10 protein-coding genes are annotated in these 21,704 nt (G+C 63.5%); 7 read left to right on the top strand and 3 right to left on the bottom strand.

Translation table 11 applies throughout. From position 1 onward, the window contains the following. The first annotated feature begins 125 nt into the window (after positions 1–125). From VN047_RS05200 to treA, 5 genes are all read left to right on the top strand, one after another. A complete protein-coding gene (locus tag VN047_RS05200) occupies positions 126–2,594 on the top strand; it encodes a TonB-dependent receptor (RefSeq protein ID WP_325540717.1) in 2,469 nt (822 codons plus the stop codon). A 62-nt stretch (positions 2,595–2,656) separates the two neighbouring features. Continuing rightward, the gene (locus tag VN047_RS05195; protein ID WP_325540715.1) at positions 2,657–4,081 is read left to right on the top strand and encodes a sulfatase; all 1,425 of its coding nucleotides are present in this window, start codon (positions 2,657–2,659) and stop codon (positions 4,079–4,081) included. Between the two features lie 3 nt (positions 4,082–4,084). Next, a complete protein-coding gene (locus tag VN047_RS05190; RefSeq protein WP_325540713.1) occupies positions 4,085–5,137 on the top strand; it encodes an alpha/beta hydrolase in 1,053 nt (350 codons plus the stop codon). Further along, a complete protein-coding gene (locus tag VN047_RS05185) occupies positions 5,137–6,363 on the top strand; it encodes an MFS transporter (protein WP_325540711.1) in 1,227 nt (408 codons plus the stop codon). The genes VN047_RS05190 and VN047_RS05185 overlap by 1 nt, the downstream gene beginning before the upstream one ends. Before the next feature lie 35 nt (positions 6,364–6,398). Beyond that, positions 6,399–7,847, top strand: a complete 1,449-nt coding sequence (gene treA, locus VN047_RS05180) for an alpha,alpha-trehalase TreA (protein ID WP_325540709.1) — start codon at positions 6,399–6,401, stop codon at positions 7,845–7,847. A 280-nt stretch (positions 7,848–8,127) separates the two neighbouring features. Here the strand turns inward: treA and VN047_RS05175 are convergent, their stop codons facing one another. Further along, positions 8,128–9,036 (bottom strand): hypothetical protein, encoded by a 909-nt coding sequence (locus tag VN047_RS05175; RefSeq protein ID WP_325540707.1) that lies wholly within the window; start codon positions 9,034–9,036, stop codon positions 8,128–8,130. 174 nt (positions 9,037–9,210) lie between these two features. On the opposite strand from VN047_RS05175, the gene VN047_RS05170 reads away from it, so the two are divergent. Continuing rightward, on the top strand, positions 9,211–15,957 hold the full coding sequence (locus VN047_RS05170) for an autotransporter-associated beta strand repeat-containing protein (protein ID WP_325540705.1): 6,747 nt from the start codon (positions 9,211–9,213) through the stop codon (positions 15,955–15,957). A gap of 331 nt (positions 15,958–16,288) precedes the next feature. Further along, positions 16,289–19,057 (top strand): putative bifunctional diguanylate cyclase/phosphodiesterase, encoded by a 2,769-nt coding sequence (locus VN047_RS05165; RefSeq protein ID WP_325540703.1) that lies wholly within the window; start codon positions 16,289–16,291, stop codon positions 19,055–19,057. Positions 19,058–19,175: 118 nt separating this feature from the next. Here VN047_RS05165 and VN047_RS05160 read toward each other — a convergent pair whose 3' ends face one another. Together VN047_RS05160 and VN047_RS05155 are read right to left on the bottom strand one after the other, a co-directional pair. Beyond that, positions 19,176–20,240: a GGDEF domain-containing protein gene (locus VN047_RS05160; protein ID WP_325540700.1), complete on the bottom strand. Its 1,065-nt coding sequence runs from the start codon at positions 20,238–20,240 to the stop codon at positions 19,176–19,178. A 590-nt stretch (positions 20,241–20,830) separates the two neighbouring features. Beyond that, positions 20,831–21,277: a carboxymuconolactone decarboxylase family protein gene (locus VN047_RS05155; RefSeq protein WP_325540698.1), complete on the bottom strand. Its 447-nt coding sequence runs from the start codon at positions 21,275–21,277 to the stop codon at positions 20,831–20,833. Positions 21,278–21,704: the final 427 nt, after the last annotated feature.

Genomic DNA, 21,704 nt, shown 5'->3' with positions numbered 1-21,704 from the left:
GCTACCGGAAGAATGGACTCGTCCCGCAATCTTGCAGAGGGGTGCGAGAGGTGGCGATCGGCCACCCGCAGGCCATCCTCCGGAAATTGAAGTGCGCCGCGGGAAGGCGACAAGGGGAGGATAATATGATTAGTTCACGCATTGCGTTGCAGGCCTCGGCGGCAATAATCCTGTCTGCGTCATCCGTGGCCGTCCATGCCGCCGACCCGGCTAGCGATGGCGCGTCCGCAGCCGATGCGACCGAAGTCCAGGATGGTCAGAACGACATTGTCGTCACCGGAACGGCATCTCGCGGGCTTCGTCGCCTCGATGCCGGTTTCTCGATCACTACGGTCGATGCCGAAACAATTCAGCGCATAACGCCGCTGAGCACGGCCGATGTATTGAAGACCGTGCCTGGAACCTACATCGAATCCTCCGGCGGCGTGGCGGGCCTGCGCGTGGGCGTGCGGGGCTTTCCGATGAACGGTGGAGGCCAGTTCTCGACCGTGCAGCTCGACGGCACGACCCTGCTGCCGCCCAACACGCTCGGCTTCATCGAGAGCTTCAGCCTTTTTCGCGTCGATGATACGGTCGAGCGGGTCGAGGTCTTGCGCGGTGGCCCGAGCCCGATCTTCTCGAACGGCCAGCCCGGGATCACGCTCAACTTTCTGCAAAAGACGGGCAAGGACATACCGGAAGGCAGCGCGCGCGTGACCGTCGGCGCAGAGGGGCTGTACCGCTTCGACGGTTTCGTCGGCGGCAAGCTCGGCGAAGGCTGGTATGCGACCATCGGCGGTTTTTATCGCGTCAGCGACGGTATTCGCGATTCGCAGTTCCGGGGCGACAAGGGCGGACAGATCAGCGGTACGCTGACGCGGCGCTTCGATGACGGCGAAATCACGGTCTGGGCTCGCCGCGTCAAGGATTCGAACATATTCTTTTCGGGTGCACCGCTGCTGTCGGGCGCTGACGGCAAGCTCGACGTTTACCCCTTCTTCGACCAGCGCAAAGATGCGCTCGCCGGTAACGATACGCGTCTGCTCACGTTCGAAACCACGCCGGGGGCGACGCCGGGAACGATCGACCGCGACTTTTCGGACGGGCGTACGATCAATCTGACCCAGCTTGGGGGCAATTTCGAGTTTACGCCGGGAGACTGGCGGATCCGCGGCAGCGTCGGCTATCTCTCGGGCAGCGCCGACACTCGGGCGATTTTCACCAGCGCGGTGCCGACGACGCTCGGCGCTTATGTGGCAGGACGGGTCACCGCGATCAATGCGACCCCGTCGATTGTCGCGGCGGGAGGTCTTGCTACCGGCGGAACGGCGCATTTCACCACCTCCGGCGCGGCTGTGGACGCCAGTCAGCCGGTTATCGTCGCGGGCTTCTGGTCGATCGACAAGCATATCGAGACCTTCTCGTCCGATTTGCGGGTCAGCCGCGACATCGGTTCCCATTCGCTGACCATTGGCACCTATTTCGCGACGCACGACATCCGCGACCTCTGGTATCAGGGCAACAATGCGCTGCTGGCGTTCGAGCCCAACGCGCGCCGGATCGACGTAACGCTGAACAATGGCGCGCGCATCACGCAAAACGGTTTCACGGGCTATGCCACCAACAATTTCCGGGACAGTTTCGAAGGCACGAACATTGCCGGCTTCATCGCCGACGAATGGAAGATAGGCGATGCCCTGCGGGTCGATGCCGGCGTCCGCGTCGAGCATTACAAGACGAACGGTACCGTGGGACTCGCATCGAACGTCAACCTCGACGGCAATCCGTTGACCGTCTACAACAACAGCGTTTCGGTGCTCAACGGCCAGACCCGTAACTTCGAATATTCGAAGACCCAGGTTTCCTATACCGCTGGCGCCAACTATTATCTGACGCCGCGGATCACGACCTTCGTGCGGCTCAATTCGGGCTTCCGCTTTCCTACCTTCGACGAGGTCTATGGGGGGTTCCGGACAGTGCAAAAGATCAAGCAATATGAGTGGGGTTTCAAGACCTCGAACCGTCTTCTCGACGCATCCCTGACCCTGTTCCGTAACGACTTCGTCGGCCAGACCTATTCGCAGCAGATCGTCGACCCTGTGACTGGTGGAATAACGACAGTCATCGCGGTGGCGGGGTCGCGCACGTGGGGCGCGGAACTGGAAGGCGAGCTGCGTCCGGTCGACAATCTGGCGATCGGTTTCAACGCGACCGCGTTCCGCGCCCGCTTCCGCGACATCGACGCGGGCGTCGCCAACGGGGTCCAGAACGGTTACAAGGTGCCGCGCCAGCCGAGCTTCCAGGCGCGCATCAGTCCTGCCTATACGATCCCGTTCGATGGTGGCGACCTGACCCTGTTCGGTGCCTATACGCATGTCGGGTCACGTTTCTCCGACATCCAGAACCTGCAGAAGCTGCCGTCCTATGACACGCTGGATCTGGGCGCGGCAGTAAAGTTCGACCGTTTCGAGATTCAGGCGACCGCGAACAATCTGACCAACACGCTGGCGCTGACCGAGGGCAATGCGCGCATCATCGGCACCACCGGCGGGTCGGTGATCGCGCGCGCGAATTTCGGACGCTCGTTCCAGGCGACCGCCATATATCGCTTCTGATCTCTCCCACTGTCCCCGGGGCGCTGCCTTGGGGACATTTTTGACAATCGGCGGAGGATGCAATGAATCGGCGGGATATACTGAAAAGCGTCGCGGGAAGCGCCGCGCTGGGATTGCTTGTCGGACCACGACCAGTGGCCGCTGCAGGCCCGGACAAGGCGAAAAGGCGCAACATCCTGCTGGTCGTCAGCGACGATCAGGGACTGGACCTGGGGTGTCTCGGGGGCGGGGTGAAGACGCCGAACCTCGATGCACTGGCAGCGCAAGGCACGCGGTTCGACCACGCCTACGCCGCTGTCTCGTCATGCAGTCCCAGCCGTGCGGCTCTCTACACCGGCCTCTATGGCCATCAGAACGGCATGTACGGGCTGGCGCACGATGTACATAATCAGGGATTGAGGGACGGAGTCCAGACTCTGCCCTGGCTGCTCAAGAAGGCGGGCTATGCCACGGCGCTTGTCGGCAAGAAGCATGTTCGTCCCGAAAGCGCGTTTCCCTATGACGCCGAACTCGCGCCCGAACGATCGGGTATCCGCGACGTCGCACTCATCGCCGATGCAACGGAGATATTTCTGCGCGAGACCCGCGACGTCCCGTTCTTCATCACCGTTGCCTACAGCGACCCTCATCGAGCCCCGGTCAATTTCGGCAACGACCGACCCTGGCCGCGGGTAGAGCCGGTTCGTTACGATCCGGCTAAGGTTACTGTTCCGGCGCATCTGCCCGATATCCCCGCGGTGCGGGAGGATCTGGCGCAATATTATGAATCGCTCAGCCGCCTCGACAGCGGGGTCGGCATGCTACGTGCGGTGCTGGAACGGACCGGGCATGCCGATGATACGCTTGTTATCTTTCTCAGCGACAACGGGCGTCCCTTTCCCGGCGCGAAAACCAATCTCTACGATCCCGGTCTGCATCTGCCGCTGATCGTCCACGCTCCGGGGTTTGCCGGCAGCGCGGTGAACGACGCGATGGTGAGCTGGGTCGACATTGCGCCGACCATTCTCGAATGGGCCGGGGCGGGAGGTCCTGATTATCCGCTGCCCGGGCGATCGTTGCTGCCCGCGTTGGGCAAGCGCGGCATGGCGGGCTGGGATGCGATATTCGCCAGCCACGAGTGGCACGAGATCAACCAATATTATCCGATGCGCGCTATCCGCACGCGAACGCGCAGCTATATCGAAAATCTTGCCTGGCAACTGCCCTATCCGATCGCCGGCGACGTCGGGCAGTCTGAGAGCTGGCGCGCCATCGCGGCCGATCCGCGCCTTCGCCTCGGCAAGCGGAGCCAGGCGGCCTATCTGCAACGTCCGGCGCGCGAATTTTACGATCTGGAACATGATCCGGATGAGGTGGTAAATCTCGCCGAACGACGCGATCATGCTGCCGAGCGTGATGCGCTGGCGGCGCGGCTCGCGGCATTTCGTGCCGAAACCCGTGATCCCTGGGCACCAGGGCAGACGGCACCGCATACGGCGGAGCATTGAGCCTTGAGGCCCTTTCATCGCTTGTTGCTGACCTCGTTGTTCATTGCGGGCGCGAGTATCGCGGCCGCGCAGGACGCCACAACGGTGCAGATTCCTGCCTTCGTTCTGCCGGAATCGAACCAGCTCAGCGAGGAGGCGCGCGCGGTGCTGGCACGTATGGAAGAAGCACGGGCGCCGGATCTCAAGGGCGATATCAAGCGGCAACGCGAATTTTACGGGCGGTACAACGATGACCGGCTGGCCGAAATGCGGCGCAGCTTTGCAACGCGTGAAGAGCGAACGACGCTGGGCGGCGTGCCGGTGCATATCGTCACGCCGGGCGTGGGGCCATCGCGCGCCAACGCCGCGCGCGTGCTGATCAATGTCCATGGCGGTGCCTTCATGTGGGGATCGGGCAGCGGAGCGCTGGTGGAGGCGATCCCCTTGGCAGCCACGATGGGGGTCAAAGTCGTCACGGTCGATTACCGGCTGGCGCCAGAACATCGCTATCCTGCGGCGTCACAGGATGTCACAGCCGTCTATCGCGCACTCCTCAAAACCTATCGGCCGGAGAATGTCGGTATCTACGGCTGCTCGGCCGGCGGGGTAATCACCGCCCAGTCGGTAGCGTGGATCCGGCGCGAAGGGCTTCCTCGCCCCGGTGCGATCGCGACGCTTTGCGGGACGGGCGCGCCGTATAGCGGCGACAGCATCATTCTGTCCGGGCCGCTCGGCGGGAACGCGCCGACGGTGTCGGGGCCGCTGCCCGACGTTCTTCCGACCTCTTATATGAGCGGCGTCGCGGCGAGCGATGGGGCGGCCTATCCCCTGCTTTCCGAAACCGAAACCGCGGCCTTCCCGCCGACGCTGATGCTCGCGGGGGGACGCGACTTCGCCGCGAGCGCACTGACCCTCGCGCATCGCCGGCTCGCTGCCGCGCATGTGCGGTCGGAACTATATCTCTTCGATGGGCTGCCGCATGCCTTTTTCGTATGGCCCGACATGCCCGAATCACACGAGGCCTATCGCGTGATCGCCAATTTCTTCGACCGTCATCTCGGGAAGCGAAAACGCTGATGGCGCGGCGTGTCATCCTTGCGCTGGCGCTCACCTATGCGCTGCTCGGCATCCTGATGAACAGCGTCGGGATCGTCATTCTCCAGTCTATCCTGCATTTCGATGCGACCAAGCCGATGGGATCGACGCTCGAGGCGTGCAAGGATCTGTCGGTTGTCGCCGCGTCCTTCCTGCTGGCGGTGCGGGTCGCGTCCTTCGGCTATCGCCGGGCGCTGATCGGCGTGCTTGCGGTCATGGCCGGCGCCTGCCTGCTTGCGTCTTTCTCCACGGGCTTTCTGGCGATGCAGGCGCTGTTTGTAGCCATCGGATTAGGCTTTGGTGTTGCCAAAATCGCCACCTATTCGATCATCGGACTGCTTGCTCGCGACCCCGCCGAGCATGCCAGCATCACCGGCACGATCGAGGGCGTCTTCATGATGGGTGTCCTTGCGGGCGCGTGGATATTCGGCTGGTTTGTCGAGGGCGATCCCGACGGACGCGGCTGGTTGCGCGTCTATTGGTTGCTTGCGGCCCTGTGCGCCGCTGCGATGATGCTGTGGCTGACCGTACCGCTCGACGAAAGCGCCGCGACGGCGGGACCGGAGGAACGCCCGGCCGGCTGGCGCGACATGGCGCAGCTCGCGCTGTTGCCGGGGACCCTCGCAATCCTTGCCGGCCTGTTTCTCTATGTCCTGATCGAACAGGGTATCGGCACCTGGCTTCCGACCTTCAACAAGGAAGCGCTGCATCTGCCCGCCGCGATGAGCGTACAGATGTCGAGCATCTATATTGCCGCACTTGCGCTCGGGCGACTGGCATCTGGCGTGGTGCTGCGCCGGGTGTCGTGGTTGCCCGTGCTGCTCGGCTGCCTCGCGAGCGCCGGGCTTCTGGTGGTGGCGACGCTGCCGCTGGCACATGGTATCGAGCCCCGTCCCGTCGCGGGATGGGGTGATGCGCCGCTGGCAGCCTATCTCTTCCCTTTGACGGGCTTCTTCCTCGCGCCGATCTATCCGACGATCTGTTCGGTCGCGCTCAGTTCGCTGCCGCGCAGCCGGCACCCGGAGATGGTCGGGCTGATCGTCATTTTTTCGGCGTTGGGCGGTACGATCGGCTCGCTGATCACGGGGTTGATGTTCCAGTACCTGCCTGGCGCGGTTGCCTTCTATTTCGTGCTTGTCCCCGCGGCGTTGATCTCGGCCGTGCTGGTCCTCATCCGGCGCAACCAGCACCTCGGAGGCACGGTATGACGGCACGACAATCTCCCTCCCAGCAGCTGGGGGACTTGTTCGCCACCGTTCAGCAGGCACAGCTCTTCGGGGATTCGAAGACCTTCGCCGACGCGGTGCCGCGCCGACCGGTGGAGGATATCCTCCTCGACTGGCGCAAGGCGGGGATACTCGCGGGCAAGCCGCTGCAGCAATTTGTCGAGACCAACTTCATCCTGCCGCAGGCCCGGCGGGATGCATCGCCGCGAAATCTCTCGCTGGCGGAGCATATCGATAGCTTGTGGGACATGCTCACCCGGCGCGCGGATGATCGGGCGCCGCAAGGTTCGGAAATCGGGCTCCCGTGCCCCTATGTGGTACCGGGAGGGCGCTTCCGCGAACTTTATTATTGGGACAGCTATTTCACGATGCTCGGGCTGGCGCTGTCGGGGCGGCAGCCGCTGGTCGAAGCGATGATCGGCAATTTCGGAAACCTCATCGATCGCTTCGGTTTCATTCCGAACGGCACGCGAAGCTACTATCTCAGCCGGTCCCAGCCACCCTTCTTCTATCTGATGGCAGGACTGTCGCGGGATATGAGCGAAAATGCCCGGAAGCAGCGGCTAGCGTGGATGCAGCGCGAATATGGTTTCTGGATGAGCGGTGCCGAAGCATTGGCTCCAGGAAGCGAGCATCGTCGCGTCGTCCGGCTCGCCGACGGAACGCTGCTAAATCGCTATTGGGACGATGTTGCGGCACCGCGCGACGAATCCTGGCGTGAGGATGTCGCGTTGGCTGAACGCGCGGAACAGCCAGCCGAGTCCTTGTGGCGAAATTTGCGGGCGGCGGCGGAAAGCGGCTGGGATTTTAGCTCGCGATGGATGGGCGGCGGCGGCGACCTCGCGTCGATCCGCACGACGCGCTTCCTTCCGGTCGATCTCAACTGCCTGCTCCACGGGCTTGAACGCCAGATCGCGGGCTATGCGGCAGGGCTGGGGTTGGGCGACATCGACACCCTGTATAGCGAACGTGCCCGTCGGCGGGCGGAAGCGATCGAACGGGTGATGTGGAACGAGGCGATGGGATGCCATTCCGATTTCGATCTCGACGCTGGCAAAGTCGCGCGCGCTCTGACGGCCGCCGCGGCCTTCCCGCTCTATACCCGAGTCGCGACCACTGACCGTGCCATGCAAATATCGGCGGCGCTGGAGGGTTTGTTGAAACCGGGCGGGCTGGCGACGACGTTGCAAACTTCAGGTCAGCAATGGGACGCACCCAACGGCTGGGCGCCGTTGCAATGGGTGGCGGTCGCCGGATTGCGGCAATACGGGAACAAGACGCTGGGGGATGAGATCGCACGACGATGGCTGGCGACTGTGGAACGCCAGTTCGACAGGCACGGACAGTTGTTCGAAAAATATGACCTTGAGCGCGGTGACGTCGGCGGGGGCGGTGAATATGTTACGGAAACCGGTTTCGGCTGGACCAACGGTGTGGTCTTGGCCCTGGCCGATGCCGTCTGCTGACAGATCGACTGCACAGGGATATACGACGCTCCATTCGGAGCGATCGCTGGCTTCCGGAACCGGCACCCTTATCGAAAGCCTGCCAAGAATTCGCCGCCGCCAAGGCGGACGTCACGGATCCTGGATCAAGTTTGGGGTGGCGATGAAGGCGGATAGTCCGGAACCGGTCGCTTCCCGCCATCTCAATTCTGGCCGACGGCCGAAGTCCGCTTCTTGCGATCTGCGCCTAAAAGCGGCCTTGCCGCTATCGGCCAGATCCTGTTTCCCATAGGAAACACCGCTATCGATCCCAAATGTGCTCGCCGGTGGCGGATAGCTCCCTTTTGCTGGCGAGAATAGAGTCGGCGATGGATGCATAGTGCGCCAGTTCCGAAACGGACCAATGTTCGAATTCATCGACGAAGCCCTGCTCGGCATGAACGATGCGGCCGCGGCCATCGGTTGCGAACCATCGCTCGCGCATGGCTAAAGTTATCAGATTGCCGACATGCGATGGAGAGATGCGGAAATGCTTCGCTAGGCTGCGATAGGACAAGGATGTCGCGCTCTCGCCTGCCAGATACGCATAGATCGCAGCCATGACCGCGGTGAGCGTTAGATAGCCGCAATCCTTGGTCGCGAAATGCATCACACGCGGAAAGGGATCGAGCAGGGTCCCGTTGCCAGCCAATACGAACGCGGCCGATCGGTAGACGAGCTCATTCTGCAATTTGGGATCATCCTCAATCCGAGATACCCGAGGGCTGACTGGATGTTCGAGTGCATCGGCGGCGCGCAGGAAGGCGAGCATAGAGCGAGTGATCGCGGCGGTGAGCTGGCGCGACGGCGCGAGAATATGGCCTCGCGAGCGGCTGTCCGCGTGTTCGATCGTCAACAGCCCGCCGGCGCGCAGGCCGGCCACGATGCTGGCGGTCTGACGCGCGCTGAGACTGCTCGTCGCCTGGAGCCGCGCCAGGGTCGGCAGCGGCCCGCCATAGTAGCGCCAGACATGATAGTGATGAATCTGAAGAAAGCCGACCATGTACCGGCCGAACTGGTTGAACAGCTTGGCAATCGGCCAGCCATCGGAATCGATCTCGATCATTTCGCGGCAATAGGCGGTCAGTATGGGCCGCAGGCGGGGATGAGTCAGGAGCGCTTCGGCGCGAACATCCCCCCGGGCGAGCAGCGGCGAGGCCTCCATCCCCATAATCGACCTATCATGCAAAGTTTGGACTCGTGGGCGATTATAGCCGCGTTCTATTAGGTTCAACCATATCCGGAACAGCTTGCCGCCGTTTCCGACGATTGTCGTCCGACGCTCCGCGATCGGCCAGTCGATCGGATACGTGCCGGTCGCATGCGGCAAAAGGGGTAAATCGACATGCGCAGCAACTCTCTGCGCCGCACGCTGGCGGCGGGCACGGCACTCGGGACACATGGCTTCGCGGCTGTGGGGCTCAGTCTCGCGCTGATGGCTGCGCCCGGCGTCGCACGCGCGCAGATCAACAACTACTGGCTTGGCGGCGACGGCCGCTGGGCCGACGCGAGCGAATGGAGTGAGGGCGTTCCGCCAAACTCCACCCTCGACGCCCGGGTGCAGACCGGCGACGACATCGCCATCGATACGCCCGATGCACGGGTCGGCGCGTTGTGGCTCGAATCCGCCGAGAGCGCTCCCGCGCGTGCCGTGGTGACCAGCGGCGGAACGCTGTCCGCCGGTTACGTCATGATCGGTGAGCTCCCGAATCAGTCCGGCGAATTGGTCGTCGACGGACCGGGCGCCAAGGCCCTGGTGACCGGTTATGTCGTGCTCGGGCGCAACGGCGGCGACGCGACGGTCGCGGTCACCAACGGCGGCCTGATTCAAACCGGCGTCACCCAGGCGTTCGGGAACGGTGGCCAGGCACGGCTCGTGGTTGACGGAGCCCAGTCGGAACTGAGGACCGGGCTGCTCCAGCTCCGCGGATCGGGCGCCGCCCCCGCTCTCGTTCAGATTGCCGCAGGTGGCACCGTGAACGCCTCCACCCTCATGCTCGAAGGCGACGTTCGGATTTCGCTCAACGACGGCGTGCTCGCCGCCGACGACGTGTCCGTCACCGGAGGCGCGAACGAGATTGCCGTCACCACCACCGGAACGCTGCGGCTCGACACGAGGATTCGTGAGTTTGGCGGCACGCTCTCGCTCGTGAAGATGGGCACGGGAACGCTCCAACTCACCGGCGATCACGCCTATTCGGGCGCGACGACGATTTCGCAGGGCATCGTGCGGGCGCTCGGCGCGGACCGGAACTCGATCGGCGACGCGTCCGCCGTCACGATCGCGGCCGGCGCCACGCTTGCGCTGACCGGCGGCGGCGGGGCAGCGGGGATCGAGGACGACGATGAGACGATCGGTTCGCTGGCCGGAAGCGGCACGGTGGCGTTGGGCGCGCAAACGCTGACGGTCGGCGCCAACAACGCCAATACGATCTTCTCAGGCTCCATCACCGGCACCGGATCGCTCCGCAAGACGGGAACGGGCACGCTGACGCTCGCCGCCTCCAACAACTATTCGGGCGGGACGACCGTCGCGGACGGCACGCTGGTGCTGCAGGCGAATGAGGCAATCGGTCAGGGGCCGCTAACGCTTACGGGCGGGACGCTGGTGGCCAATGCGGCCATCCAGCAGGTCTCCGCCTTGAGCGGAACCGGCGCCATCCAGGTGAACAACAGCCTAACGGTCAACCAAGCCACCGACACGCTTTACGCCGGCACCGTCTCCGGCACCGGAGCGTTGTGGAAGGCGGGCGCCGGCCAGCTCACGCTCGCTGGAGCCTTGTCAGGGGGCCTGCGGGTCAACGTATCGAGCGGAACGCTCGCGCTATCAGCAGCGAACAGCTATACCGGCGGGACCGCGATCGGCAACGGTGCGAAGGTCATCGTCGGATATGGCCAAGCGCTGGGCACCGGCGTCATATCGGTGTTCGCCTCGGGCGGCGGGCAGGTCGAGGCGGGCGCGAACGTGACGCTCGCCAACGCCATCGTCATCAACAGGGCCCCTGCCAACGCCAACTTGGCGATCACCGGGGATCACGACCTCCGCCTCAATGGCGTGATCAGCACTGGCGGCAGCGGCACCGGCGGGGGTCTGATCAAGCGCGGCAACGGCGTGCTGAGCCTGGCCGCCACCAACACCTATAGCGGTGGGACCGTGATCGAGGGCGGCGCCATCCGGCTGCTCAACGATCGCGCGCTCGGCACCGGCGCGATCCGCATGGCGGGCGGCACCGCGCTGAGCTTTTCCGGGTCTCCATGGCAGACCCTCGGCGCGTTGACGCTCGACGGCAATGTGACGCTGGACGTTGACCAGTTCCAAGACGCCGCGCTCAACCGCACGATTTCCGGCGCCGGCGGCTTCACCAAGACGGGTCTCGGCACGCTGAGCCTCTATGGCGACAACAGCTTCGGCGGCGACATCCATGTGCGCGAAGGCCGGCTCTGGGTTGATAATTGGGCGGGCGTGGGCAATCGCGCGATCACCGACACCGCACTGGTGACGGTGGACGCGGGCGCCACGATCGCTTTCCAGAAGTCCGAAGTTTTCGGTGCGCTGAGCGGCGCCGGCTTGGTCGACATCACCTATGCCGGCGAGTTGGGGCTCACCGTCGGTGGGGCCAATACGGATTTCACATTCGCGGGCAATATCTCGGGGGGCGATCCGGTCAGCCCGAACTTCCCCAGCTATGGCCTGACCAAGATCGGAAGCGGGACCTTCACGCTCACCGGTGCCAGCGATTCGCGGGCCGGCGTGTATGTGGGCGCCGGTATGTTGGGGGTGGAGGGATCGATCGCCAGCTCGCTTGTCGACGTCGGCGTCGGCGGACGGCTCGGCGGCGGAGGCAGCGTCGCGGGGACGGTGCAGCTCTATCGGGACGGCACGCTGGTCGGCGCCGCGGGGCGGACGCTGTCGATGGGCGGGCTGATCATGAACCGCGGCGCGATCCTCGACGTGACGCTCGGAGCGCCAAGCAATGACGCGCTGTTCGACGTGGCCGGCGACATTAGGCTCGATGGCATGGTCAACGTTGCCGACGGCGGGGGCTTCGGCGCGGCCGGCGTCTATCGCCTGATCAGCTATACCGGGACACGCAGCGGCAACGGGCTGACGATCGGATCGCTCCCGGGCGGCGTCGATCGTGCCAGCCTCAGTGTCCAGACGGGTGTGGCCGGGCAGGTGAACCTGATTTCGTCGGCCGGCGTTGATCTCCGCTTCTGGGACGGCGGCGACCCGGCGCGCCATTTCAACGGCGCGGTTGACGGCGGAGCGGGTATCTGGCGGCTTGGCGATAGAACTTGGGCCGGCGCCGATGGCAGCATCAACGGCAGCCCGACGCCGCCGGGCTTCGCGGTCTTCCAGGGAACAGGCGGGCGGGTCACGCTCGATGATGCGGCGGGCGCCTTGTCGGTGACCGGCATGCAGTTCGCGGCGGACGGCTATAGCCTCAGCGGCAGCGCGCTCGCCCTGGTGGGCAGCGACGGGCACACCGTGATCCGGGTCGGCGATGGCACGGCGGCCGGCGCGGCGATTACAACCCGCATCTATGCGCCGCTCACCGGCGCGACCGCGCTGGTCAAAAGTGACGCCGGCACGCTGATCCTCGGCGGCGCGAACATCTATTCGGGCGGAACCGTGATCGAGGGTGGGGTGCTGTCGATCTCCTCCGACGATGCGCTGGGCGCGGCAGGCGGTGGCATCACCTTCTCTGGCGGCAGCCTTGCGACGACGGCTGGTCTGTCAACCGATCGGGCAGTCGTGTTGGACAGCACCGGCACTTTCTCGACCGCGGATGGCACGGCGCTAACGCTGAACGGCGCGCTGTCCGGTGCGGGCGGGCTAGTGAAGCGGGGCGCGGGCGAATTGATCCTTTCCGCGGCGAACAGCTATGCCGGTGATACCATCGTTGAGGCGGGCACATTGTCGGGCAATGTCGAGGCAATCCGCGGTAACCTGTCGCTGGCCGGCACGGTGCAGTTCACTCAGCAGAACGACGCCGATTTCGCCGGCAATATCGCAGCGCTGGGAAGCAATTCGGGCCGCGCGGTGAAGGCGGGCATCGGCACGCTGTCGCTCGTCGGCACCAGCAACGTCCGCTGGTCGGTAGACGAAGGCGGCCTCGTGACTGCGGCATCCCGCTTCACCGGCGATGCGGCAGTGGCAAGCGGCGCGTCGCTGCGGCTCGAGGATGTCGGCGATGCCAGCTATGCTGGGGTGCTTTCGGGCAATGGCAGTATCGTTAAGGCGGGGACGGAGAGACTGACGCTCACCGGCGATTCTGCTGCCTTCACGGGTGCAACATCTCTCGAAGCCGGGCGCCTAATTATCGACGGCAGCCTTGGCGGAAGCCTTGCGGTTGCTTCGGGGTCGACGCTCGAGGGTAAGGGCCGGGTGGGTGATGTGCGCGTGGCCGACGGTGGACGTCTCGCCGGTGGAGCAGGCGCACCGCTGACGCTCTCGAGCCTCGAACTCGATTCCGCCGCCCAGGTCGGCGTCGCGCTCGGGACGCCGGGGCAGGCGGCGCTGTTCGATATCACAGGCGACCTTACGCTCGACGGCACGCTCAACCTGACCGACGCGGGCGGTTTCGGCGCCGGCATCTATCGCCTGTTCGACTATGGCGGCAAGCTGATCGACCGCGGACTGGCGATCGGCACCGTCCTGTCTGGCATGTCAGCGGACGATCTCACCGTGCAGACCTCGGTCGTGGGGCAGGTCAACCTAATCTCGTCCTTCGGCGCGGAGCTGCTCTTCTGGGACGGGGGCGATCCGGGCCGGCACGACAACGGCGCAGTCGATGGCGGCGCTGGCATCTGGCGCGCGGACGGCCGCACCTGGACCGATGCCATCGGCGCGGTGAACGGCGCGATGCGCCCGCAACCGGGCTTCGCGGTGCTCCAGGGTTCGGGCGGAGAGGTGACGCTCGACGGAAGCGCTGGAGCGCTGTCGGTCATCGGGATTCAGTTCGCCGGCAACGGCTATCGCTTGTCGGGCGACGGACTGATGCTCGCGGGGGAGAATGACCGCACCATCATCCGTGTCGGCGATGGCAGCGCGGCAGGTGCCGCCATTTCCGCGACCATCGCTGCGCCGCTCACCGGCACGGGCGACCTGATAAAGACTGATCTCGGCACGCTCACCCTGTCCGGCGCCAACAGCTATGCGGGCAATACCCTGATCGAAGCGGGAACGCTGATCGGCGATGCTGCCGCGATCCGCGGCAATGTCGCCGCGGCCGGGAGGGTGGTGTTCGATCAGGCAAGCGACGCGGCCTTTGCCGGAACGATCAGTGGTCTGGGCGGCGCGAGCGGCTCGGCCGTCAAGCGCGGGGCCGGCGTGCTGACACTGGGCGGCACAAGTTCGCTCGACTGGACGATCGAAGCCGGCAGCCTGGTGACCAGGGCCCGGTCCTTCATCGGCGACGCCATAATCGGTTCGGGCGCCTCGCTGATGTTCTCGCAAGTGGAGGATGGCACCTATGCCGGCCGGCTCAGCGGGCAGGGTAGCTTGATCATTGCAGGGAGTACGGTGCGGTTGACCGGCGACAGTTCGGGCTTCGCCGGCCGGGTTCGCGTCGAGAATGGCGTGCTGAATACTGCAGGCAAGCTTGGCGGCGCGCTCACCCTCGGCACGGGGGGCTGGCTGCGCGGCAACGGCGCACTCGGTTCGGTGACAGTCACGAGTGGCGGCACGATCGCGCCGGGCGACTCGATTGGAACTTTGAGCGTCAACGGCGACATCACATTCGGGCCGGGCTCGATTTATGAGGTGGAAGTCGATCCAACAGGCATCGCGTCCGACTTGATCGCTGCCACGGGCAGCGCGATCCTGAATGGCGGCGCGGTCGTGCATATCGGCCTCAACGGCAACTACCGGCCCCAAGCCTCCTATACGATCCTGACTGCAGCCGGCGGCGTCCAGGGAACCTTCGCCGACGTCTCGTCGAGCTTTGCCTTCCTCGACCCGACGCTGGGCTATGGCGCGAATGCGGTCACGCTCACACTCGAGCGGAACGATGTCGATTTCTCCGACATTGCCGTCACTCTCAACCAGAATGAAGTGGCGAACGCACTCGGTGAGCTCAGCTTCGGCAATGCGCTGTTCGACACCGTGCTGCTCCTCGACGAAAATGGAGCGCGTCTCGCATTCGATCTTCTGTCCGGAGAAATCTACCCCTCGCTGCTGTCCGGTTTTGTCCAAGACAGCCGATTCGTGCGCGGCGCGGCCGTTGACCGGATGCGCCATTTTGGCGCTGCGGCGGACGCCGAACTCGGCCTGCGCTTCTGGATGCAGGGTCTGGGATCGCGCGGTCATCTCGACGGGGACGGCAACGCACACCGCTTGAAACAGGATTTGGCCGGTTTCCTGATGGGGGTCGATGCGATCGCAGACGAAACAGTCCAACTCGGCGCGTTCGGCGGCTATCAGCAAGGCGATGCGAACGTCCGTGCCGTTTCGTCCGAGGCAGACATCGATACCTATCATGTCGGCGTCTACGCGGGTGCCGACCTTGGCGCGCTCGGACTGCGCGCGGGCTACGCGTTCAGCTGGCACGATGCTGATGTAACACGCCAGGTTGCCTTCGGCAGCTTCAGCGACGTTGCGACGGGACGTTTCGATGCCTCGACTGCTCAAGCCTTTGCCGAGATCGGTTATCGGATCGATTTTGGCACGGCGCGGATGGAGCCGTTTGCGCAAATTGCGCAAATCTGGGTAGACAGTGAACGCTTGAAGGAGGTCGGCGGCGCAGCCGCGCTGCAGGTTGCCCGGGGCAAGATGTCAACGGGCGTTTCAACGCTCGGTGCCCGCCTCGATCAGAGTTTCACACTCGGCTTGCTGGAAGCAAACCTGAAGCTCTCGGCTGGCTGGCGCCATGCGTTCAACGATCGCCTGGCCGTTATGGCAAGCCGCTTCGAAGCGTTGTCACCGCTAGCGATCGCTGGCACACCAATTGCGCGCGACGCCTTTGCCGCGGACATCGGCCTCAGCCTGGCGCTGTCCAGCCGTGCCCGCATCGACCTTTCTTACAGCGGAGACGTCGCGAGAAAATCGGAGTCGCATGCGGGTCGGGCGACACTGTCATGGGCTTTCTAGTGCACGGGAAGTCGTATGAGTGCGGTTGGAACGGCTTGAGAGGGCTCTGAGATCTTGGTTTCTGATAGGCTCAACGGAAACGCGTATCGCCATTCGCTCCTCTTGGCTTGTCCGCTTTTCAACATATTCGCCTAAAAGCGGTCTGGCCGCAAACGGCCACAGAACGCCGGTGCACTATGGATTGGCGTGAGGAATTCATGCTTTCTCACCTGAGTCGGCAGCCTCCGCGGGGCGCAAGCAATTTCCGGCTCAGCGCAACGAGCAGCTAAACGCTTCGTTAAATGGGGGAGCGATATCCTCGCTGACCACTATTTGCGGGATTGCAGTTACAATGGCCCTCGGCGCGAGCGCTAATTTACCCGTTCAATCGGAAGCTGTCCTACGCGAGCAGTATGTGAGCCTGGTGCGGCAGGTCCCGCTCATGTACGCGCTCATGTTGCTCAACGTCCTGTTTCTTGCTCTCGTGACCGCAGACGGGGAATCTTGGGCGATTAGCTTTGTAGCACCGCTCGCCTTGACGCTGATCATCGCAGTTCGCGGGGCCGCTTGGTACGCGCGCAGGGGCGCCGTTGCGACCGACGATCACATAGGCTTATATCTGCGCGGCACGGTTTTTCGGGCCGGTGCCTTCAGCCTCTTGTTCGGGGGCTGGGGCCTTTACTTGTTCCTGGCTGCCGACCCGTTCCACACAACCGCTATCGCGCTGTTCATATTCGTGGGTTCGATCAGCTGTTGCTACTGCCTGCAGGCACTCCCAGCCGCGGCGCGGCTTGTTCTCCTGTTCGGCGCAATGCCGGTCACCATCGGGCTCCTCGTCTCGCGTGATTGGTACTTCACCGGGATGGGCCTCACATTCCTGCTGGGGGCAGGCGTCATCGTGCGGACGATCGCGACGACCCATTCAGCAGTATTTGAATCGCTTCGTTCGCGCTCGGAAATGTTTGCGCTGATCGAAGCCCTCAGGCGCAGCGAGGAACATTATCGGTTTTCGGTCGAGCTCAATCCCCAGATTCCATGGATCAGCGATCCCGAAGGTCAGATCGTCGAAGTAGGACCCCGCTGGACCGAGCTTACCGGCGTGCCCGCTGAAGAGGCGCTCGGGGGAGGGTGGACTGATTCTCTCCATCCCGACGACCTTCCCGGCGTTCTTGCGCACTGGAGCGAGGCGCTTACGTCGGTCGATAATCCCGTTGCCGACGTGCGGTACCGGGTTCGCAATATCGACGGCAGTTACCGATGGTGCCGGGCGCGAGCCAATCCGCGTCGCGACCCTGACGGGCGGATCGTTAGCTGGTATGGAACGCTGGAAGATATTCACGATCAAGTGATGGCGGAAGCGGCCTTGCGCGAAAGCGAGGAGCGGTACCGTTTGGCCTCGCACGCTACGAACGACGTGATCTGGGACTGGGCCCATCGTACCGACCGGATCGAATGGGGTAACGGTGCGGTCGAGGTGCTCGGCTATCCGGAAGTCTCCGACGGCACGGGGGTCAGCTGGTGGAAGGAGCGCATTCATCCCGACGATCGCCCCGCGGTGGATCAGACATTCGACAGGGTGCTGCTCAATCTGCAGGATAGCTGGAATCAAGAATATCGCTTCCGTGCCGCGCAGGGCAATTTCATCAACCTTTATTCAAGAGGCTATGTCGTGCGCGACGAGGAAGGGCGCGCTGTGCGGTCGATCGGCGCCCTTCTCGACGTGACCGCTGCGCGCCGCTCGGAAGAAGAGCTACGCTGGGCCGCGAACCATGATCCGTTGACCGGTCTGCCCAATCGCAAGCTTTTCGCAGATGTCTTGGAACAGGCGTTGACGGCCGCGTCCGCCAGCGCATCTTGCGTCTGCGTGATCGTCATCGACGTTGATGGCTTCAAGCTCCTCAACGACAGCATGGGACATTCGGCGGGCGATGAGCTTCTCATAACCATAGCGCGCCGCTTGCAGGGGAACCTTCCTGCCCAAGCGACGGTCGCCCGGCTTGGCGGCGATGAATTCGCGGTAATTGTCCCGGGGCTGTTTCCCGGTTCCGCGTGTGCCTCGATTGTCGATGAAATCCTAAAGGGCGTAGCCGATACGCTGACCATCGACGAGAGCGTCCTGCCCGTCAGCATCAGCGCGGGCGCCGCGGTGTGGCCTGCCGACGGCGCCGATGCGGAAGAAGTTTTGAAAAGCGCTGACCTCGCGCTCTACGCTGCGAAGGCAGAGGGTGCAGGGGTCATACGTGAATTTCGCTCAGAAATGCGCGAATCTGCAGAGAGCCGAAAGCTGATGCTGCGCGAGGCGCGCGAGGCTCTTCGTGATGATCGGGTCATCCCTTTCTATCAGGCAAAGGTCGACCTCCGCAGCGGCGATGTGATCGGATTTGAAGCCTTGCTGCGCTGGCATCATCATCGGCGCGGTCTTCAGCCGCCCGACAGCATCCTGGCCGCATTCGACGACAGTCTGCTGGCGAGCGAACTGACCGACCGGATGATAGACCGCGTGCTCGCCGACGTTGGAGAGTTTAACGAGAAGGGCGTTGCCTTTGGCCGCATCGCGATCAACGGCTCGCTTGCGGATTTCCGGCGCGACGACTTCGCGGACCGCATTCTCGGAAAGTTTCAGCGGGCGGGACTTCCGCCGACGCTGCTCGAGCTTGAAGTCACCGAAAGCGTCTTCGTCGATCATTTGGCGCTCAACGTCGAGCGTGCGCTGCGGACGTTGGTGGCCGAGGGCGTCTCGATTGCGCTCGACGACTTCGGCACAGGCTATGCTTCGTTGACGCACCTCCAGCAATTTCCTGTCCACGTGCTCAAGATTGACCGATCGTTTATCTCGCGTCTCGACAGCACCGACAGCGCCGATTTCGCAATCGTGCATGGCGTGATCGACATCGCGCATCGGATGAACATCGTCACGGTTGCCGAGGGCGTCGAAAGTGACAATCAGCTCGTCCGGCTGCGCAGCCTCGGCTGCGACATCGCGCAAGGCTATCTTTTCAGTCGCGCGATCAGCGCTGAACGCGTACCAGCCTGGCGAAGAAAATGGGCACAGGACGCTCCACTCTGGTTGGAGGCCGCGACCGACCGGGCCACAGCCGACCCGCCGACCCGCTCTGCATGACAAGGACGGGACTCACCGCGCTGCTATTCTTGTGCCGGCTTCCGTTCCTCAAAGCAGCCTTCTTGCTGCTCGCGGCCAACCGCCGACAGCTTCACACGCGCCTTTCGCGCTGCTGACTTCAGGCCGCCATGTCGGCAGCGACCGCATCCGCATCCAGGCAGAATAGAGCGCGGGCCTTGCCGCCTGCTTTGGCCCGGTAAAGCGCGGCATCGGCGCAGGCGAGGAGGCGCTCGAGTTCGAGGCCGAGCTTGGGTGCCGTGGCAATGCCGACGCTGACCGATATCGACATTGAAATGTCCTCCAGGAGATAGGGCTTGCTGATCTCGCGAATTATCCTGCGCGCCAGCAATTCAGCTTCCGTCTCTTCGGCTATGCCGGCCTGCAGCACGATGAACTCGTCGCCGCCGAGGCGCGCGACGACGTCGTCGGCCCGAACCATGTTTTCGAGGCGCCGCGCCACCTGCTCGAGCAACGCGTCGCCGGCGGGGTGACCATGTCGGTCATTGATCGCCTTGAACCCGTCGAGGTCGAGATAGTGAAGCGCAACGAGGCTCTTGGCGCGCACCGCGTTCGCGGCCCGATCCTGGAATTGTTCGCGCAGCAACAACCGGTTCGAGAGCCCGGTGAGCGCGTCGGTTCGAGCGAGCTTGGCCATATCGTGCCGCGCAGTGTGATGTTCGACCGCCGACCGATAGAGGTGGGCGACGGTCTGAAGACTAAGCCCGGTGATCGCCGCGACGATGAACGCTTCGATAAGAAACAATTCCCGGTGGAGTGACATCGTGTTGGGCTCGGAGGCGTGCATCGCGAGCGCGATCACCGTTGGTACGGTCGCAGTAAGGAGCGCCGCGACGCACATGCCAGGCCGGACTGATGTGCGCGAGACGATCCCGGCGCCGAAGCCAAATACGAGACTGACGGTAATCAGATGGAGCAGCGGATTGTGGGTCGATATCGCTACAACGTTGAGGAGTGCGAGGAGCGCTGCCAATGTCAGGTTGCCGATTGCGTAGCGCTGTTCCCATCTTCGCAATTCGTCGAAGGCGAGGACAGGCCCGGCACGGCGATAGGCGCGAATCGTCAAAAGGCGCGCAAAGGTGATGATGCCGCCACCCCCCCCAAGACAGAGCAGGAAAGGGCTATCGAGCTCGCGCCCGATGAGGATGCAGATGCCGACGAACACTGCGCCCAGTCCGAATATCGGCAATCGCATACTGAAGAGCATGTCGACGAAGTCGCGGTATACCGGAAGCGGCAGCGTCGCAGGATCCGGGAAAATGCCCAGGTGAAACAGGCGCGCGATCGGGGCGGGGGAGTCCGATCTTCTCATGTCACCAATCATAATCTCTTAATCTTAACGCGCCGTAATTCGCATCGATATGCATTAATGAACAGCGCTCCGCGAAGTTCCGGCTGCTGCCGTGCGGGACAGGAGAAAGGCGACGGGTTCGAACCCGATCTTATCCATCGCTATGCGAGCTACGATGTCGGCGGGCCTGGACTCTCATTCTTTCCGCAGATCGCGAGTGCAAACCATCGGACGGAAATACTGTCAAATGTCCGCTTCTCACGATTTAACCCTGTGAACGGGCTGTCTCGACCCGGCCCCTCAACGACGTTTGTTCAAGAGAACACCCGCCCGGTCGAAATCGGGCGGGCGTAAGATGAAGAGCCGTGTCCTGAAAGGAAGAGCTCTCTCGGGTCGCATGGCGCAGCTAGCTTCGCTGGTAGACAGGATATTGTACCGCGGCGCCAAAAAGAGCAGCGCTCACGTCAGGGCTTGGCCGCAACCGGAAGACGGAATGGTGCGCCCAGCCTGTTGAAGGCGTTCATCGCCGCAATTGCGATCGTCAGGTCCACGAGATCTTTCGCCTCGAATGCCTCGGCTGCGGCTGCATAGGCCTCGTCGGAAGCATGGGTCTCGCTGACGCGCGTGACTTCCTCCGCCCAAGCCAAAGCGGCGCGATACTGGTCGGGAAACAGATGCGGGACTTCATGCCACACCGGGAGCAGCGCGATCTTGTCGATCGGCATGGTCTTGAGAAGGTCCCGGGTATGCAGATCGATGCAGTGAGCGCATCCGTTGATCTGTGAGACCCGGAGGAAGACAAGGTGGATCAGCTCAGCCGGGAGGGCCGTATTGCTGGTGATATAGTGGTGCACGCCGTACAGCGCCTTCGCGCCAGCGGGAGCGACGTCGGACCAATTCAACCGGTTCATCTGATCTTCCTTTCTTCCTGAGCCAAAATCGGCGTCACCATGCCTGACGAGCGGGATCTCGCCGCTGTGACTTCCCGCGCAAATAAAAATGCCGGTGCGACCGCATGTGGGCGAAAGGGATCGGAAGAAAGGTCCGAGATTGATCTGGCGCAGTGTACCGATCAGGCCGCGCCAAGAAACGAGGGGCCACGGCATTGTCATACAGCCACAGAGGGGCCGCTTATTTCAAATCGGAGTTGAAAGCCGCCTGTCCGTGATCGGCCAGGTCCAGCGGTAAGGCAGGCTCGCGCGCCAGATGCAGTTGAAAGGCCGGAGCGGGATGGCGTGCGGCCTGCCTATTTCCTGCCTCGCGAAAAGCAAAAGCTGCCATGATAAGTTATGCCAAATGGCGATCACGGGATAGGGACAACATATGCTGCATCATCTT

The sequence above is a fragment of the Sphingopyxis sp. genome, from assembly GCF_035565275.1.
In the GTDB taxonomy this organism is placed as follows: domain Bacteria; phylum Pseudomonadota; class Alphaproteobacteria; order Sphingomonadales; family Sphingomonadaceae; genus Sphingopyxis.
Note: the sequence above shows the minus strand (reverse complement) of the source record. Positions and strands in the feature narration are given on the sequence as shown.

What these genes read in the sequence shown, in the direction of transcription:
- VN047_RS05185 (WP_325540711.1), top strand. Translation starts at nt 5,137, where the DNA reads ATGGCGCGGCGTGTCATCCTTGCGCTGGCGCTCACCTATGCGCTGCTC.
- VN047_RS05165 (WP_325540703.1), top strand. Translation starts at nt 16,289, where the DNA reads ATGGCCCTCGGCGCGAGCGCTAATTTACCCGTTCAATCGGAAGCTGTC.
- VN047_RS05200 (WP_325540717.1), top strand. Translation starts at nt 126, where the DNA reads ATGATTAGTTCACGCATTGCGTTGCAGGCCTCGGCGGCAATAATCCTG.
- VN047_RS05175 (WP_325540707.1), bottom strand. Translation starts at nt 9,036, where the DNA reads ATGGGGATGGAGGCCTCGCCGCTGCTCGCCCGGGGGGATGTTCGCGCC.
- VN047_RS05170 (WP_325540705.1), top strand. Translation starts at nt 9,211, where the DNA reads ATGCGCAGCAACTCTCTGCGCCGCACGCTGGCGGCGGGCACGGCACTC.
- VN047_RS05195 (WP_325540715.1), top strand. Translation starts at nt 2,657, where the DNA reads ATGAATCGGCGGGATATACTGAAAAGCGTCGCGGGAAGCGCCGCGCTG.
- VN047_RS05155 (WP_325540698.1), bottom strand. Translation starts at nt 21,277, where the DNA reads ATGAACCGGTTGAATTGGTCCGACGTCGCTCCCGCTGGCGCGAAGGCG.